Origin of the sequence: Actinoplanes sp. NBRC 101535, from assembly GCF_030269225.1 — a bacterium.
GTDB lineage: Bacteria > Actinomycetota > Actinomycetes > Mycobacteriales > Micromonosporaceae > Actinoplanes > Actinoplanes rectilineatus.
In genome coordinates this window covers 15021-31936 of sequence record NZ_BSSY01000036.1, presented here as the reverse complement: position 1 = coordinate 31936, position 16916 = coordinate 15021, and the positions used below count along the sequence as shown (strand labels likewise).

General features: G+C 70.5%; 12 protein-coding genes. 4 read left to right on the top strand and 8 right to left on the bottom strand.

Going from position 1 to position 16916, the window contains the following annotated elements; translation table 11 throughout:
* Positions 1-185: 185 nt before the first annotated feature.
* The 6 genes from QSK32_RS44910 to QSK32_RS44885 form a co-directional block, all read right to left on the bottom strand.
* A complete protein-coding gene (locus QSK32_RS44910; protein WP_285475499.1) occupies positions 186-1358 on the bottom strand; it encodes a 4-hydroxybenzoate 3-monooxygenase in 1173 nt (390 codons plus the stop codon).
* Between the two features lie 19 nt (positions 1359-1377).
* On the bottom strand, positions 1378-3138 hold the full coding sequence (locus QSK32_RS44905) for a cellulase family glycosylhydrolase (RefSeq protein ID WP_285475498.1): 1761 nt from the start codon (positions 3136-3138) through the stop codon (positions 1378-1380).
* 21 nt (positions 3139-3159) lie between these two features.
* Entirely contained in the window at positions 3160-3669 is a 510-nt protein-coding gene (locus tag QSK32_RS44900) for a flavin reductase family protein (RefSeq protein WP_045746821.1), read from the bottom strand.
* Between the two features lie 123 nt (positions 3670-3792).
* Positions 3793-4578 carry an alpha/beta hydrolase-fold protein gene (locus tag QSK32_RS44895; protein ID WP_285475497.1) on the bottom strand — a complete coding sequence of 262 codons (786 nt, stop codon included), beginning with the start codon at positions 4576-4578 and terminating at the stop codon, positions 3793-3795.
* Positions 4579-4681: 103 nt separating this feature from the next.
* Positions 4682-6229, bottom strand: a complete 1548-nt coding sequence (locus QSK32_RS44890; RefSeq protein ID WP_502872604.1) for a S8 family peptidase — start codon at positions 6227-6229, stop codon at positions 4682-4684.
* Positions 6230-6397: 168 nt separating this feature from the next.
* Positions 6398-7306, bottom strand: coding sequence for a LysR family transcriptional regulator (locus QSK32_RS44885; protein WP_285475496.1), 909 nt, complete (start codon positions 7304-7306; stop codon positions 6398-6400).
* Positions 7307-7399: 93 nt separating this feature from the next.
* Here QSK32_RS44885 and QSK32_RS44880 point away from each other — a divergent pair, with 93 nt between their 5' ends.
* The 4 genes from QSK32_RS44880 to QSK32_RS44865 all read left to right on the top strand — a co-directional run bounded on the left by QSK32_RS44880 (position 7400) and on the right by QSK32_RS44865 (position 14432).
* Complete coding sequence (locus QSK32_RS44880) at positions 7400-8470, top strand: TDT family transporter (RefSeq protein ID WP_045746804.1); 1071 nt, start codon at positions 7400-7402, stop codon at positions 8468-8470.
* Between the two features lie 67 nt (positions 8471-8537).
* Complete coding sequence (locus QSK32_RS44875) at positions 8538-13394, top strand: family 43 glycosylhydrolase (RefSeq protein ID WP_285475495.1); 4857 nt, start codon at positions 8538-8540, stop codon at positions 13392-13394.
* A gap of 6 nt (positions 13395-13400) precedes the next feature.
* Positions 13401-13586 carry a hypothetical protein gene (locus tag QSK32_RS44870; RefSeq protein WP_285475494.1) on the top strand — a complete coding sequence of 62 codons (186 nt, stop codon included), beginning with the start codon at positions 13401-13403 and terminating at the stop codon, positions 13584-13586.
* Positions 13587-13619: 33 nt separating this feature from the next.
* Complete coding sequence (locus QSK32_RS44865; RefSeq protein WP_285475493.1) at positions 13620-14432, top strand: MerR family transcriptional regulator; 813 nt, start codon at positions 13620-13622, stop codon at positions 14430-14432.
* On the opposite strand, the gene QSK32_RS44860 is transcribed toward QSK32_RS44865, so the two are convergent.
* Entirely contained in the window at positions 14394-15827 is a 1434-nt protein-coding gene (locus QSK32_RS44860; RefSeq protein ID WP_285475492.1) for a family 43 glycosylhydrolase, read from the bottom strand. The genes QSK32_RS44865 and QSK32_RS44860 overlap by 39 nt on opposite strands.
* A 115-nt stretch (positions 15828-15942) precedes the next feature.
* Positions 15943-16893, bottom strand: coding sequence for a DUF6282 family protein (locus tag QSK32_RS44855; protein WP_045746819.1), 951 nt, complete (start codon positions 16891-16893; stop codon positions 15943-15945).
* Positions 16894-16916 lie beyond the last annotated feature (23 nt).

Genomic DNA, 16916 nt, shown 5'->3' with positions numbered 1-16916 from the left:
AGTCAAGCGGAGTTCCTGGTTCTGGGTTGTCTTGGAGTGACAAACCTTGATACCTGAACTCCGCTTCTTACTCCCCGATCAACACACCCCTTGACCAGCCACACCAACGCCTAACTGAACGGCGTTGTCTCTAGACGAGTTTCGTCGTCCGGGTCCGCGTTTCGCACCCCGACCGCGGGACGTGTCTACAGCGCGGTTCCCGCCATCATGTCGGCGAACGCGGCACCCGCGGCCGGTGAGGTGAACAACCGGTCCAGGCGGGCCAGCGCCAGCCGCCGCCGGAACGCCGCGTCCGGTGCCGGGTCGCCCGAGTCGTGGACCATCTCGGTGAACCAGCGGGAGAACTCCTGGTAGTCCCAGGTCCGGCGCAGGCACGTGTCGGAGTAGTTCCGCAGGCCCACGTCGTCACCGTCCCGGACCGCGGTGACGAGGGCTGTCGCCAGCGCGTACGCATCGACGAGGGCGAGGTTCATCCCCTTCGCGCCCATCGGGGTGATGATGTGGGCGGCGTCGCCGACCAGGTAGAGCCGCCCGGAACGCATCGGCTCGGCCACGAAGCTGCGCATCTCGACGACCTCACGGCCGCTGATCGCCGCCTCCGGCAGGTTGTCGTCGCCCAGGCGCAGCCGCAGCTGCTCCCAGGTGTACGCGTCCGGCCAGTTCCGCGGGTCGTCGCCGGGCTGATGCTGCAGGTAGAAGCGGCTGGCGTGCGGCCCGCGGGCGAACTGCGCGGCGAAGCCGTGCCGGCTGACCGCCATCAGCGGGTAGCGCGGCGCGGGAGCGTCGGCGAGCACCGTGTACCACCCGATGCCGTGGTCGAAGGTGAACGTGGTCAGTTCACCGTCCGGGACGCTGCGCCGGCTGACCCCATGGAAGCCGTCGCAGCCGGCGATGTGGTCGCAGGTCAGCTCGTGCGTCACGCCGTCCGGGTCGCGGTAGGTGACCCGGGGACGGTCGCCGGCGAAGTCGTGCGGGTGCACGTCGGCGGCGCCGAACCGCAGGTCACCGCCGCCTTCCTCGAAGGCCGTGATCAGCCGACGGACCAGGAACTGCTGCGGGACCAGCCGGCTCGGCCGCCCGCCGGAGAGCAGCGGGCCGTCCAGGAACCGGGGCACGCCCTCGACCCGGATCTCCAGCAGGGTCTCCACCGGTGCGCCGCCGATCACCTGCTCGGCCAGCCCGAACTCCTCGAACAGCCGGCCGGCGTAGTGGTCGATCACGCCGGCCCGCTGCCGTTCCTCGACGTGCCGCCGGTCGCGGGCCTCGAGAACCACACAGCCGATGCCGGACTTCTGCAGGAAGTTGGCCAGGGCCAGGCCGGCGGGCCCGGCCCCGATGATCACCACGGGCACATGCATCGATCCAGTATGGACGCGGTCAGCCGAGGGCTGCCGCCCAGGCCAGCAGCTCGGTGCGGGCGGCGGTCAGGGTCGCGGCCGGGATGGTCGCGCCGTCGCCGTTGTTGACCACCAGCGCCACGTGGGTGGCGCCGGTCGCTCCGGTGCCGGTCAGCTGCAGCTTGCGGGCCGTCGTCGCGCCGGTCTCGGTGGTCACCGCGACCGCCCCGGCGGCCAGGTCACCGAGCACGATCGTTCGCGCCGTCGGGAACGAGGCGGGTAGGTGCAGCTCGGTCGGGGCGGCGAGACCGGTGTCCTTCCAGACCAGGACGCCGTACTGACGGCCGGACACCACCGTGGCGAGGTTCGGCAGCCGGGACGGCACGGTCAGCCAGGCGCGCTGGGTGCCGGCTCCGGCGTACCCGTCACGGGCCAGGTCCTCGTAGGCGAAGGCCACCGTGGTCCCGGCCACCGCGCTCGGGTAGAGCCGGTCCAGGACCCGGGTGTCCAGGCGCAGCGCCCCGCCCGCGATCACCGAGTGGTCCTCGCCGTTCCAGGCGTCGCCGGTGGTCTGCACCTTGTCCGGGTTGCCGTTCATCAGTTCGCTGTGCTTGCCGCTGTAGGTGTCCCAGTGCCACTGCATCCCGGACAGCACCGTCCCGGCGGTGGCGGCGTTGTTCCAGAAGTTCGCGCCGGACAGCCGGGAATCCAGGCCCTGGTACATCGCACGGACCATCCACGGGGTACGCCCACTGCTGCTCGTCCCGGACATGGCGTTGCCGAACTCGGAGACGATCGCACCGGTGCCCAGGGCGGTGGCCCGGTCCCGGATCCGGTTCATCGCCGCGGTGTACGTGCCGTCACCGGCCGCGGTCGGGTCGACGGTCATCCGGGCGCCGTCGTAGTAGTGGCTGTTGAAGACGTACCGGGTGCCCAGGGCCGGGATGGTGGACAGGCCGCCGGCCTCGCCGAAGGTGGTGTTCCAGAAGACCAGCGGTTCGGCGTACAGCGGTTTCGCGGTCCAGCCGGACTGGTCCATCACGGTCCGGAACCGCTGGTAGAACGGCAGCAGGTAGTTCTGCTCCCAGGTGGTGCCGGACGCGCCGTCGAGCCCGCCGTCGAACGGCTCGTTGAACGGGTCGACGCCGAGGACCATCGCGAACGAGCTCGCCGGCAGCGTCGACGACAGCCGGGTGAGCGCGCTCCTCGCCTGGGACAGGTACGCGTCCTGGATCGTGCTGACGTGCCAGAAGTCGTACGCCGCCTCGCGGACCGCGTTGTTGGTGAGCATGTTCTGCCCCCACAGCACGCAGATGCCGCACGACTCGGTCGGGTAGTCGCCGAGGTCGATCACCCATTGCGGGGCGCCGTCGCCGGTGTACCAGCTGTCGGAGTGGAAGAGGTGGGCCGAGTAGAGGTCCTGGTGCCAGTCGAGCAGGACCCGGATGCCGCGGTCGGTGAAGGCCCGGATCTGGGCGGCGGCCCTGTCCAGGTACGCGGTGTCGATCGTGCCGGCGGTGGGCTGCACGCCCTCCCAGCTGATCAGGAATCGGACGGCGTTGGCGCCGGTCAGCTCGCGCATCGCGGTGGCCGAGGCGACCGCGTCGGCGGTGCTGCGGAACGGCAGGAATCCGGTCTCGCGCAGCTTGGTGCTGCCGGAGACGTTGAAGCCGCGCAGGACGATCTCGCGGCCGGCGGAGTCGGTGGGGCCGAAGGAGGTGGTGGCAGCCGCGACGGGTCGCGACAGCGATAGGGAAGCACCCAGCACCATCAGCACGAGGAACACTCGAAAGAGCCTCATGCATTGACGGTAATCACTTCATTACGATCCGTTCAAGCCCGCGTACCGTCCGGCGTGATAGACCAGCGGCGTCTCCGACTCGTCCACGTGATGGTCGCCGCGCTCCGGGCTGGCCAGCACGATGGTGTGGTCCCCGGCCGCCACCCGGTCGACGACCCGGCACACCACCCGCGCGAGCACCCCCTCCAGCAGGGGAACACCCTCCGGGCCGGCGCGCCACTGGCCGTACGCCGCCAGCCGGTCGATGCCCCGGGCCGCGAAGGTCCGGGCCACCCGTTCCTGCCCGCGGCCCAGCACGTGCACCGCCACCACCGCGGCCGCGTCGACCGCCGGCCACGCCGACGCCGCCCGCGCCAGGTTGAACGACACCAGCGGCGGATCGAGTGACACCGACGTGAACGAGGTGGCCGTGAACCCGGTCGGCGGCACCCCCGCCGCCACCAGCCCGGGTGCGGTGATCACGACAACGGCCGCCGCGTGCCGGCGCAGCAGCCGGCGAAAGAGCTCAGAGTCCACAACAGACGATCCCATCACCGGCAGAGTCACGACAGCCCTTCTGCTCCCACATCCTCCGCGCCGCCCGGCCGACAGCGCCCCGGATCCACATCTCCGCGGGCCGGCGCCCCCTTTCACCATTCCACGTACAGCACTGATTCAGGGCGAGGTCAGGGCCGCGCCCAGGAACGAGAAGGCGGCCGGGATCCGGCGGCTCCAGTAGGTGAAGTCGTGCCGGCCGGGGCCGAAGTCCGCGACGGCGGCCGGAACCGGCAGCGCGCGCCCGGCCGCCCGCACGTTCGGGAGGAGGTCGTCGTCGGTGCCGCACCACAGGCCCACCGGGACACGCGACAGCCGGTGCAGCAGCGCGAAGACCTCGTCGCTGGGGGTCACCGCCGGGGAGAAGGCCGCCACCGCGCGCAGGAAACCGGGGAACCTCCCGGCCAGCAGCAGCGAGCCGGAGCCGCCCATCGACCAGCCCCACGCCGCGAACCGGACGGTGTCGAAACCCCGGTCGTCACACCAGGCCGGGATCTCCTCGTGCACCATCCGCTGCGGGTCGTCGCCCGGGTGCCGCCGCCAGGCCAGGCGGTCGCCGGTCGCGCCGGCCAGCACGAACGGCGGGGCGCCCCGCCGGACCGCCTCGGTCAGGAACCCGCCCAGCCCGAGCGCGGCGAAGTCGGCCGGCCGCTTCGAGCCACCGTGCAGCACCAGGCAGACCGGCAGGCCCCGGCCGTCGCCGTACCCCGCGGGCACCGCCGTGTAGAAGTCGACCATCTGGCCCCGGGCGCCGGAATGCCGGCGTTCCAGCCGCTCGTCACCGGCCTCCGCGCCGGGGCGGGCCGGCTCCGGCCCACTGCCCAGCGCCGCCCAGGCCCCCGCCGTCGCCGTGACCCCGGCGCCCGCCACCACCACCGCACCCACCAGCAGACTTCGTCGTCGCATCTCCTGATAACGCCGGTGCCCCCGTCCGCGACGCGCCGGAGCAGAGCGGGCCCGCTCCGAGAAGACTCGGAACGGGCCCGCCCCCGGGAGGAATCACGAATGGTCAGACCGTGAGGGTCCAGGTGTCGAGCGTGCCGGTGTCGGACGAGTACACGTCCTGCACCCGCAGGTACCACGTGCCGTCGGCGGCCTCGCTCGACAGGTTCGCCGAGTAGGTGGTGTCGACGTTGTCGGTGCTGTCGCTGGTGGAGCTGCTCTTCAGCGCGTACGTCGAACCGTCCGGCGCGACCAGCGTGACGACCAGGTCACCTCGGTAGGTGTGGGTGATGTCGACGTACACCGTGGACGCCGAGGAGGCCGACCGTCCGCAGCCGGAGATGGTGATCGCGCTGTTGATCGCCGAGCCGGCGTCCGGGATGGCGGTGGCGGTGGCGTTGGTGCCGGTGCAACCGGCCGGGTCCGTCGGGTCCGAGCCGCCGGAGCCGTCCGGGACCTGCAGCAGCAGGTTGGGCGAGCTGGTGCCGGGGCTGGTGACCTTGCCGCTGACCGCGCCACCGGTGAGCGCGGACGCCACCTGCGCCGGGGTGTACGACGGGTTGTCCTGCAGGACCAGGGCGGCCGCGCCGACCACGTGCGGGGTGGCCATCGAGGTGCCGCTGATGGTGCTGGTGGCGGTGGTGCTGGAGTACCACGCCGAGGTGATCGAGGTGCCGGGCGCGAAGATGTCCAGGCAGCTGCCGTAGTTGGAGTAGCTGGCCCGCGCGTCGGTGCTGGCCGTGGCGCCGACCGTGATGGCCGCGGTGACCCGCGCCGGCGAGTAGCTGCAGGCGTTCGCGTTGTCGTTGCCGGCCGCGATGCCGTACGTGACCCCCGCCGCGATCGAGTTGCCGACCGCGGTGTCCAGGGTGGTGCTGGTGCCGCCGCCGAGGCTCATGTTCGCCACGGCCGGCTTGACGGCGTTGGTGGTCACCCAGTTGATGCCGTTGATGACGCCTGCGGTGGTGCCGGAGCCCTCGCAATCGAGGACGCGGACCGCGACCAGCTGGACGGCCTTGGCCACGCCGTACGTGCTGCCGCCCACGGTGCCGGCGACGTGGGTGCCGTGGCCGTTGCAGTCGGTGGCGTTGCTGTCGCTGTCGACGAAGTCGTACCCGCTGACCGCCCGACCGCCGAACTGGCTGTGCGTGGTCAGGATGCCGGTGTCGATGATGTACGCGTGCACCCCCGACGCCGTGTTCGGGTAGGTGTAGGAGCTGTCCAGCGGCAGGCTCTCCTGGTCGATGCGGTCCAGTCCCCAGGTGGCGCCGGTCTGCGTGTCGGCGAGTGTGATCACCTGGTTCTGTTCGACGTACGCGACGGACGAGTCGGCGGCGAGTTTCGCGGCCTCGGTGGCGGACAGGGACGCCTCGAAGCCCGGGACCACCTTGCCGAACACCTGGTCGACGGAGCCGTCGTACTCGTCGGCGAGCGCCTCGGCCTGGGCCGCGACGGAGGTGCCGTCCTTGAGGACGACGATGTAGCTGCCCGGAATGGCGCTGTCCGAGCCGGCCTGCCGGATGGTCCCGGTGGGCTCGGCGGCGAATCCGGGTGCGGCCGGGCCGACGATCAGGCCGACGGCCAGGGCGATGGCTGAACCTCTGTGGAGTCTCACGTCCTCTTGGTCCTCTCGATAGAACGGGATTCCGGAGCCGCCTGCCCCCAGAACGGCTCCCCCGAAGCTACCGGCGAGTAGATAGATGAGAACAGATAGCAGATAGCCCATCAGCTGGCGATATACCCGCACACTTAAAAACCGTCAGCAAGTGATCACGGCTATGGATCAGCTATGAACATGGCTCAGCAGGATCCGCACCGCCCCGGCCGGCGGCGTCCGCGGACCGGTCCAGATCGCCCGCAGCTCCCGTTCCAGACTCAGCCCGGCGACCGGCACCTCCCGCAGCCGCCCGGCCGCCAGGTCGTCCGTGATCGCCAGCCGGCTCAGCACCGCCGGACCGGCGCCGGCCAGCACCGCGGCCCGCACCGCCGCCGTCGTCGACAGCTCCAGCGCCGGTTCCACCTGCTCCAGCCCGGCGTCCCGCAGCGCGACGGTCAGCACCTCCCGCGTCCCCGAGCCGGACTCCCGGGTGACCAGCGGGGTGGCCGCCAGCTCGGCGACCGGGATCGAGGACCAGTCATGATCCGGGGTCACCACCAGCACCAGCGAGTCCCGGGCCACCACCCGGCTGCGCAGGCCGGCCGGCACGGTCACCCCCTCGATGAACCCGAGATCGGCCGAACCGTCGCGCACCTGCTCGATCACGTGGTCACTGTTGGTGGCGGTCAGCACCACCCGCACCGGCGTCTCGCCGCGCCGGGCCGCGTCCGCGCGCAGAGCGACGAGCCAACTCGGCAGCAGGTGCTCGGCGACGGTCAGGCTGGCACTGACCCGCAACCGGCTGCGGCTGTCCGAGCGCAGCGCGGCCAGCCCGGTGTCGACCTCCTCGGCGAGCCGCAGCAGCCGGTCCGCCCACTGCGCGACGACCACGCCCTCAGCCGTCAGGGTCGCGCCCCGGGTGGTGCGGGTGGCCAGCCGCACGCCGGTGCGCGACTCGAGCGCGGCCAGCCGCGCGGAGACCGCCTGCTGGGTCAGCCCGACCTCGCGGCCCGCGCCGCTCAGCGTGCCGGCGCGGGCCACCGCCAGAAGGATCTCCAGGGCGGCCAGGTCCGGCATGCGGGGGCTCAATGTCACAACCGTCGAGGGTACGCGGTCACAAGCCGTCCTTGTGACTCCACAACCACGCGCCCGCTACCCGGCCGGCACGCGAACCCGCAGGCTGGGTACATGATGATCTCGACACCGAACTGGTTCGCCGCGGTCATGGGCACCGGGATCGTCGCCACCGCCACGGTCACCCTGCCCTGGCGCCCGCCCGGCCTGCACACCGCCGCCACCGCGGTCTGGGCGCTCGCCGCCGCGCTGCTGGTCGCCCTGAGCGTCGCGGCGCTGCGCCACCCGCGGGAGTTCTTCGCCAACCGCGACGACCCGGTGATGGCGCACTTCTTCGGCGCCCCGCCGATGGCGATGATGACCGTCGGCGCCGGCGCCCTGCTGCTCGGCCGCGACGTGCTCGGCGACACCGTGGCCCTGGCGATCGCCGCGACGCTCTGGACGGCCGGCACCCTGACCGGGCTGGCCAGCGCGGTGGCCGTGCCGTACCTGCAGTTCACCCGGCACACCGTCGGCGACGCGAGCGCGTTCGGCGGCTGGCTGATCCCGGTCGTCCCGCCGATGGTGTCCGCGGCCACCGGGGCGCTGCTCGTCCCGTACGCGCCGCCCGGACAGGCCCGGCTGACCCTGCTGCTGGCCTGCTGGGCGATGTTCGGCATCAGTCTCGTCGCGTCCCTGATCCTGATCGGCGCGATCTGGCAGCGCCTGGCCCGGCACAAGGTCGGGGCGGCCGCCGCGGTACCGACACTGTGGATCGTGCTCGGACCGCTCGGCCAGTCGATCACCGCGGCCAACGCGCTCGGTGATGCCACGGGACAGGTGCTCCCCGCCCCCTACGCGCCGGTGGCGGCTGCTTTCGGGGTGCTCTACGGCGTACCGTTGTGGGGGTTCGCCCTGCTCTGGGCCGGTCTGGCGATCAGCGTGACCGTGCGTGCCGCGCGGGACCACCTGCCGTTCTCGCTGACCTGGTGGTCGTTCACCTTCCCGGTGGGCACCTGCGTGACGGCCACCTCGGCACTGGCCGCGCACACCGGCGCGACCGTCCTCGCGGTTCTCGCGGTGCTGTTCCATCTCGGTCTGGTCGCGGCCTGGGTGACGGTCGCCGGCCGGACCGTCCACATGACCCGCTCGACGGCGAAGGTCCGTAGGACGAAGACATCGAGGACCTTGACGACGGCGCTGTGAACGCTAACACTCTGGCAACATCCCCGTTACGCAGCGGGGCTTTCTGCCAGCAGAGAGATCGATGCACATGCGTCTGCGGACCCTCATGTCAGCGCCCCTCACCGCTCTCGCACTGATAGCCACCACCCTGATCGCCGGCCCGGCGCACGCCGCCGACGAGGTCACCGACGGTCTCGTCCTCTGGTACAAACTGGACGAGACCGCCGGGACGACCGCAACGGACGCCTCCGGCAACGGCCGCGACGGCACGGTCCAGGCCCCCACCTGGACCGGCGCGCAGGGCCTCACCTTCGACGGCACCGGCACCTACGTGAAGGTGCCGGACAACGTCACCGCCGGGCTGAGCGCGATCACCGTCGCCTTCGACGTCAAAATCGACAACACCCAGGCCACCCCCTATTTCCTGTACGGCTTCGGCAACACCGACCCGAGCACCGGCTACGGCAACGGGTACCTGTTCGCCACCGGCAACACCTTCCGCACCGCCGTCTCGACCACCAACTGGTCCGGCGAGCAGAACATCCGCCCGGCCGACGGCCACAACCTGGCCCGCGGATCGTGGAAGCACGTCACCTACACGCAGACCGGCACCACCGGCACCCTCTACGAGGACGGTGTCCCGGTCGCGGTCAACAGTGCCGTCAGCATCCCGCCGAGCGCCATCGGCAACGGCGTGACCAGCGCCAACTACCTCGGCCGCTCGCTGTACACCAGCGACCGGTACCTCAAGGGCCAGATGCGCGACGTCCGTGTCTACGACCGGGCGATCTCGGACACCGAGGTGGCGACGCTCGCCGCGCCGGCCAACACCGAAGCGGTCACCGGCGACGCCGCGGCGCTGAGCCTGGGCGACACCGGCGGGCTCACCGCGGACCTCACCCTGCCGGCCACCGGCGCGAGCGGCTCGGCGATCACCTGGGCGACCAGCGACGACGATGTGATCACGGCGGCCGGGAAGATCACCCGCCCGCCGGTGGGTTCGCCTGACGCCACGGCCACCCTCACCGCGTCGATCAAGCGGGGCGCGGCGGTCGAGACCAAGACGTTCACGGTCACGGTCAAGGCCGCGTTCGACGACCAGGCCAACGCGGATGCCGCGGCTGCGGCTCTGACCGTGCACAACATCGATGACGTACGCGGAAACCTGACACTCCCGTCCACCGCGGCCTGGGAGTCCGGTGACCCGTCGATCATCAGCACCACCGGTGAGGTGCACCGGCCCGCGCACGGATCAGCAACGGCGACCGTGTCACTGACCGCGACGGTGACCTACGGGACGGCCACGGCGCGTCGCGAGTTCACCGCCACCGTGCCCCCGCTGCCCGCTCCGGCACCCTACGAGGGTTACCTGTTCAGCTACTTCACCGGCGAGGGCTCCGCGAACGGCGAGCAGGTCTACAACGCGCTGAGCAACGGCAACGACCCGCTGAGCTGGCGCGAGATCAACGACGGGCAGCCCGTGCTGACCTCGACGCTGGGCACCGGCGGCCTGCGCGACCCGTTCATCATCCGCTCCCCCGAGGGCGACAAGTTCTACCAGATCGCCACCGACCTCAAGATCTACGGCAACGGGGACTGGGACGCCTCCCAGCGCACCGGCAGCAAGTCGATCATGGTGTGGGAGTCGACCGACCTGGTCCACTGGACCGACCAGCGCCTGGTCAAGGTCTCCCCCGACACCGCCGGCAACACCTGGGCCCCGGAGGCGTTCTACTCCACGTCACTCGGCGCGTACGTCGTCTTCTGGGCCTCCAAGCTCTACGACGAGGCCGACACCTCGCACTCCGGCAGCACCTACAACCGGATGATGTACGCGACCACCCGCGACTTCCGCACCTTCAGCGCACCGAAGGTCTGGAAGGACCCCGGCTACTCGGTGATCGACTCGACGGTGATCGAGCACGACGGCGTGTACCACCGGATCACCAAGGACGAGCGGAACAACTCGTCGAACTCGCCGTGCAGCAAGTTCCTCATCCAGGAGAAGGCGACCGACCTGCTGTCGACGGACTTCGACCTCGTCGCCGAGTGCATCGGGTCGGGCGCGCTGGACCGGGGCGAGGGTCCGCTGGTCTTCAAGTCCAACCGTGAGGACAAGTGGTACCTCTTCATCGACGAGTACGGCGGGCGCGGCTACGTCCCGTTCTCGACGACCGACCTCGACTCCGGAGTGTGGACACCGGAGACCACCTACTCGCTGCCGTCGCGACCCCGCCACGGCACGGTTCTGCCGGTGACAGCCGCCGAGCACCAGCGGATCTCGGACGCCTACGAGGAGCCGGCACCCACTCCTGGGCTGCGACTGCGCTACGAGTTCGACGAGACGTCCGGGACGGTCGCCCGCGACTCCTCCGGAAACGGCTTCGACGGTGCTTACACGCGTACCCCCGCGTGGGGTTCCGGGGTCTCCGGATCGTCGTTCCGGATGTCCGGCGGCAGCAGCTCACCCTACGTGACCATCCCGAACGGGGTGCTCCAGGGCGCGCCGGCGGTCACCGTGGCGGCGTGGACCAAGTGGACCGCGTCGACGACCGTCAACCAGTGGCTGTACGGTCTCGGGCCGGACAGTGACAAGTACCTGTTCACCAGCCCGCGCAACGGCGGCAACGTGCTCTTCTCGGCGATCACCACGGGCAGCTGGCAGGCCGAGTCGAAGCTGAGCGACGACGCGGCGCTGCCCGGCGGATGGCAGCACGTCGCGGTCACCGTCGACGGCTCGCAGGCCGCGATGTACCTCAACGGCGTGCGCGTCGCGTCGGCCACCGGGGTCACGGTCAAACCGTCCGACCTGTACGACGCGTCGAAGTCGTACAGCGGGTACATCGGGCGTTCGCTGTACGCGGCCGACCCCTACTTCGCCGGGGAGGTCGACGACTTCCGGATCTACAACACGGCGCTGTCGGCGGCGGAGATCCTCGCGCTGGCCGGGCGGACCACGTCGATCGCCGGGGTCACCCTGGACGCGCTCAAGGTGGACGCTCTCGTCGACGACGAGGCCGGCACGGTCGTGCTGCCGGTCAAGCCGGGAACCGACGTCTCCGCGCTGGCACCCTCGTTCACCCTGGCGGACGGGGCCACGATCAGCCCGGCCGACGGGAGCGTGCAGAATTTCCGGGCTCCGGTGGCGTACACGGTCAAGGGAGCCGACGGTGAATCACGCACCTGGACCGTCTCCGCGGTGGCGATGACGTCGCCGGTGATCCCGGGGCTGTACGCCGATCCGAATATCGCGGTGTTCGGCGACACGTTCTGGATGTATGCCACCACCGACGGATTCGCGGGATGGTCGGGAACGCGATTCCACGCGTTCTCCTCGACCGACCTGGTGAACTGGACCGACCACGGGGTGATCCTCGACCTCGGGCCGGATGTCACCTGGGCCGACGACAGCGCCTGGGCGCCGACGATCGCCACTCACAACGGGAAGTACTACTTCTATTTCAGCGGCGGACTGGCCGGCGGCGTCAAGCACCTGGGTGTGGCGGTCGCCGACTCACCGGCCGGGCCGTTCACGGATGCGCTCGGAAAACCGCTGGTCGCGGGCGGAACCTACAGCGGGCAGATGATCGACCCGGCGGTGTTCACCGACGACGACGGGAAATCGTACCTGTACTGGGGTAACGGGAACTCCTACCAGGTGCAGCTGAACGACGACATGGTGTCGTTCCCGGCCGCTTCGGTGAAGACCTACAAGCCGGCCAATTACAACGAGGGCAGTTTCGTCGTCGAACGCGACGGCGTCTACTACTTCATGTGGTCGGAGAACGACACCCGGGACCCGAACTACCGGGTGGCCTACGCGACCGGGACGTCGCCGCTCGGACCGTGGAGCGACCGGGTCGGTGTGATCCTGCAGAAGGACGCGTCGCTCGGCATTCTCGGCACCGGACACCATTCGGTGGTACGCCTCCCCGGCAGCGACGAGTGGTACATCGCCTATCACCGGTTCGCCATCCCGGGCGGCGACGGCACCCATCGCGAGACGACGATCGACCGTCTGACGTTCGCGGCGGACGGGTCGATCGAACCGGTCGTGCCGACGTTGACCAGTGTCGACCCGGTCACGGTGGTGCACGCCGGGCCGGACGTCAGCGGGCTCGAAGGGGCACCGGTCGCGGTGACGGGCTCGGCGACCAACACCTCCAAACCGCTTAAATGGTCATATAAGGGCACGGAAGGTGTCGAGTGTGTGTTCGCGGACGACACGGCTCCGACCACGACGATCAGCTGCACCGACGACGGGACGGTGACCGTCACCCTGACGGCGGGCGCCAGCCGCGACTCGGCGACCGTGACCCTGAGCAACGCGTCACCGGTGGTGGTGACACCGGGCGGCCACCCGTTCCCGGACGCGCCGGTGGCCACCGGCACCACGGTCACCCGGACCGTCCAGGTCAGCGACCCGGGCAGCGCCGACACGCTCACGTGCACGTTCGCCTGGGGTGACGGTTCGACATCCCGCTCGACGTCCTGCACCGGCACGCACAAGTACACGACCGCCGGCGTCTTCCGCCCCACCGTCACGGTGAGCGACGACGATGGGGCCGGGGCGGGCACCACCGTCCCGGGCGTGGTCACCTACGTGCCCCGCACCGCCGGGGTCTCCGGCAGCGGCCGGCTCGCCCAGGGCGTCGACTTCGCGTTCACCGCCCGCGCGGGCAAGGGCAGCGGCAGCACCTGGCTGACCCTGCCGAACGGCGACGTCTTCCGTTCCACCGGCCACCTGCCCGCGATCGTCATCGGCTCCGGCGCGGTCTACTCCGGAACCGGCACGGTCAACGGGGGCGGCTCGTACCGGTTCCTGGTGAGCGCGGTCGACGGGAAGGACACCCTGACGCTGAAGGTGTGGGACGCCCGGACCGGCCGCTTCGTCCTGGACGTCACCAACGTCCGCCCAGCCGGAGGCGGCATCGTCGTCTCCTAGGCTCCCTTGTTCAGAGAGCCGCCCGGATCGATCCGGGCGGCTCTCGCTGTCGTCTCCGCCCCTGTCGTCGAAAGCACCGACGGCTACCGGGTCTCCGTCGCCGGCTATCAGCGGACCGACCACTACGACTTCACGCTCAGTGGCAGCTCGCCGAGCATCGGGGAGAACGGCAGCCCGGACCCGCGGTCTTGACCTTGTGGTTACCGCAGGGGTCACGCTTGACGCATGTTGTCGATCAGCGATTTCAGCGACATGTGCCACCTGTCGCCGCAGGCCCTGCGGTTCTATCACGCGGAGGGGCTACTCGTTCCGGCTGAGGTCGACGAGCGGACCGGGTACCGGTCGTACGACTTCACCCAGGTGGAGCGGGCCATGCTGGTGACGCTGCTGCGGGATGCCGGGATGAGCGTCAAGCAGGTGCGGGTGGTGCTCGACGAGCCGGACCGGGCGGTGGCCCTGCTGACCGGGCACCGGGACGAGGTCGAACAGCAGCAGCGGGCGCAGAACGAGGCGATCGAGGCGGCGCTGTCGGTGTTCGCCGCGCAGCCCGCGCCGGAGCTGCGCCACGCCCCGGCGGTGACCGTGGTGTCGGCGCTGGTGCACGGCACGCCGCCCGGGCGGGACGCGCAGGAGTGGGCCGAGGCCGAGGCGATGATCGATGCGGCGATCGAGCGGCTGGTCGCGGCCGTGACGGACGCGGGAGCGGCGGTGATCGGCCACCCGTGGCGGATGCTGGATCTGAAGACCCCGGAGGACGGCATGGGCCCGTTCTGGATCGTCACGGTGCCGGTCGACGGCCCGCCGGTGCAAGAGCTTCCGGACGGGCTGGAGGTCCGGGAGGAGCCGGCCCGGGACGAGTGGTCGATCTTCATCCCGGGCCGGAACACAATGGCCAAGTTCTCGACGATGGTGCTGCGGATGATCGACGCCTCGCCGGATGTGAACACCGCCCGGATCCGGCAGGAGGTCCACCCGGACGGTGTCCGCAGCAGTGCGCCGCTATTCGAGGGTGAAGGTGGCGTCCGCCTGGCCGAGTGAGTCGGTCACCGCCTGCACGTACAGCAGGTTGCTGGAGTGCCGGACGTACCGTCCCGGGTAGTTCTGCGACTCCAGGGAGATGCCGCTCGACGACGCCAGACCGGTCCGCCGGAAGAAGCTGGCGTCCCCGGCGAACGTCGCCGTGCCGTCGTTCTTCTCCACGTACACCTCGAAGTTGCGGTGCCGCAGGTAGTAGCCGGGGTAGTTGGTGGACTCCAGCGCGACCGTCCCGGATCCGGCGAGGCCGGTCACGATGCGGAACTGGGAGTCGGCCAGGGCTGTCACGTTCGCTTCGAGCCGGCCGCGGAACTCCCAGTGCCGGATGTACCCGTCCGGATAGTTGTGACTGGCCAGCCGCACCGGGTGGGCGCCGTCCGGGATCGGGATGCCGAAGTTGGGGGTGCCGTCGGCGTTCCAGTACAGCTTCTGGATGCGGGTGCGGCGGTTCGGGTCGTTGAGCGGGTCGCCGGAGATGTCCTTGTAGTTGCGGTCGTGGTAGACGAGGACGTCGCTCTGGCCGTCCTCGGAGACGGTGAACGAGTTGTGGCCGGGGCCGTACTGTCCGGTTCCGGCGTTGCTGGTGAACACCGGGGTGGCCGATTTGGTCCACGACGACGCGGCGAGCAGGTTGCTGGACGCGGACGCGGTGAGCAGTCCGAGGCAGTAGTTCGCGTCGGTCGCGCTGGCCGAGTACGACATGAACACCCTACCGTTGCGGACGATCACGCTCGGGCCCTCGTTCACCGCGTACCCGATCTTCTCCCAGCTCAGCGTCGGCACGGCGATCCGGGTCGGCGCGGTGGCCAGCGTCCACGGGTTCGACAGCCGGGCGATGTAGAGGTTGGAGTTGGTGGCGATGCCCGATTCGGACTGTGCCCAGGCGAGGTAGCGCACGTTGTTCACGACGAAGGTGGTGGCGTCCAGCGCGAAGCTGCTCCACGGCGTGGCGATCTGGCCTTTCTCGGTCCAGGTGGCGGTGAGCGCGTTGCTGCCGGTGCCCTCCAGCACGTACATCCGGATGGCCCAGACGTCGGTGGTGGAGCCGGCGGCGAAGTAGACGTACCACTTGCCGTCGATGTAGTGGATCTCCGGCGCCCAGATGTGGGCGCCCATCACGCCGCTGGCGTGCTTGGTCCAGATCGTCGTCTCCGCGGCGGTGGCCAGGCCCTGCAGCGTGGTGGCCCGGCGCAGCACGATCTTGTCGTAGGCGGGGACGGTCGCGGTGTAGTAGTAGTACCCGTCGCTGTGCTTGTAGATGTGCGGATCGGCTCGCTGCGCGGCGATGGGGTTGGTGTAGGACACGGCGGGTGAGGCCTGTGCCGCGGTGGGTACGGCGAACAGGCCGGCGAGCAGCGCGAGGATGACCGGAATCGGCCACCACCTCGACCGGTGCATGGGGATCCTTCCGTGGGGCACGGCGGGGGATTCGGTGCGGCCTCTCCGGGGGTACGGGGTGAGCACAGCCGCATCGAAGGAGGTCATTTGAATGTGAGCGGTAACAGTCAGGTAGTCAAGATGTTGCCGGGAGATTTCCCGGACGGGCGAGACGCCGGGTGTTGGTCACCGCCATGGTGTGCACCTCGTCGTCGGTGAACCCGGCGCCGAGGAGCCGGTCGGCGAGCAGCGCGAGTCCGTCCTCCACCGGCGGGTTGAACGGCTGACCCAGATCGCTGGAGAGGATCGAGTGTTCCGGGCCGACCGCCCGGATGTGCTCGAAGACCAGATCCCAGGAGACCTTCCCGGTGTACGGGGTGGTGAAGCACCGTTCCAGCAGCGCGCCGCGGCCGGCCAGGTGCCGCTGGGTCGCGACGTCGAGCTGCTGCGAGGTGAACTCGGGGTGGGTGACGATGATGTCGCGAACCCCGGCGCCGGCGGCCGCGTCCACCGCCTTGACGATCTCCGGACCGCTCAGGTGGCCGGTGGCCAGCACCATGCCGTGCTTGGCTATCACCGTGAGGACGGCGATCAGGTCGGGCACGATCGCGCCGTCGTCGTCGAGCACCTCGATGGCCGGCGCGACGATGCCCTGTTCCGCAAGCTCGTCCTGGAGCGCGGCCCACATCGGCACCGGGGTGCCGGGGGCCAGGGCGGCCCGGCTGGCGCGTTCGTTGGCGCAGTCGACCGTGGGCAGCCAGACGATGCGGGCACCCTGCCGGCCGGCGATCTCCACGGCCACCGGGTTGAGGCCGCCGACCGAGCCGTTGAGGGTGAGGGCGCCGAGCGCGTCGACGCCGGGGACGACGCCGCGGACCACCTCGGCCCGTTCGGCGGTCGGCACGTAGTGGGACTTGAGGACGAAGCCCGCCATCCCCACCTCGGCGAAGCGGCGGGCCAGGCCGACGTCGTCGATGCGGCGTCTCATCACGTCCGGCGCGACGTGCACGTGGGTGTCGTAGGCCCCGCGGACGATCTCGCGGGCGTGGAGGCTCGGTGTCGGGTGCGCGGTCGCATCGGCGGGCATGACCACTGCTCTACCACGAATGC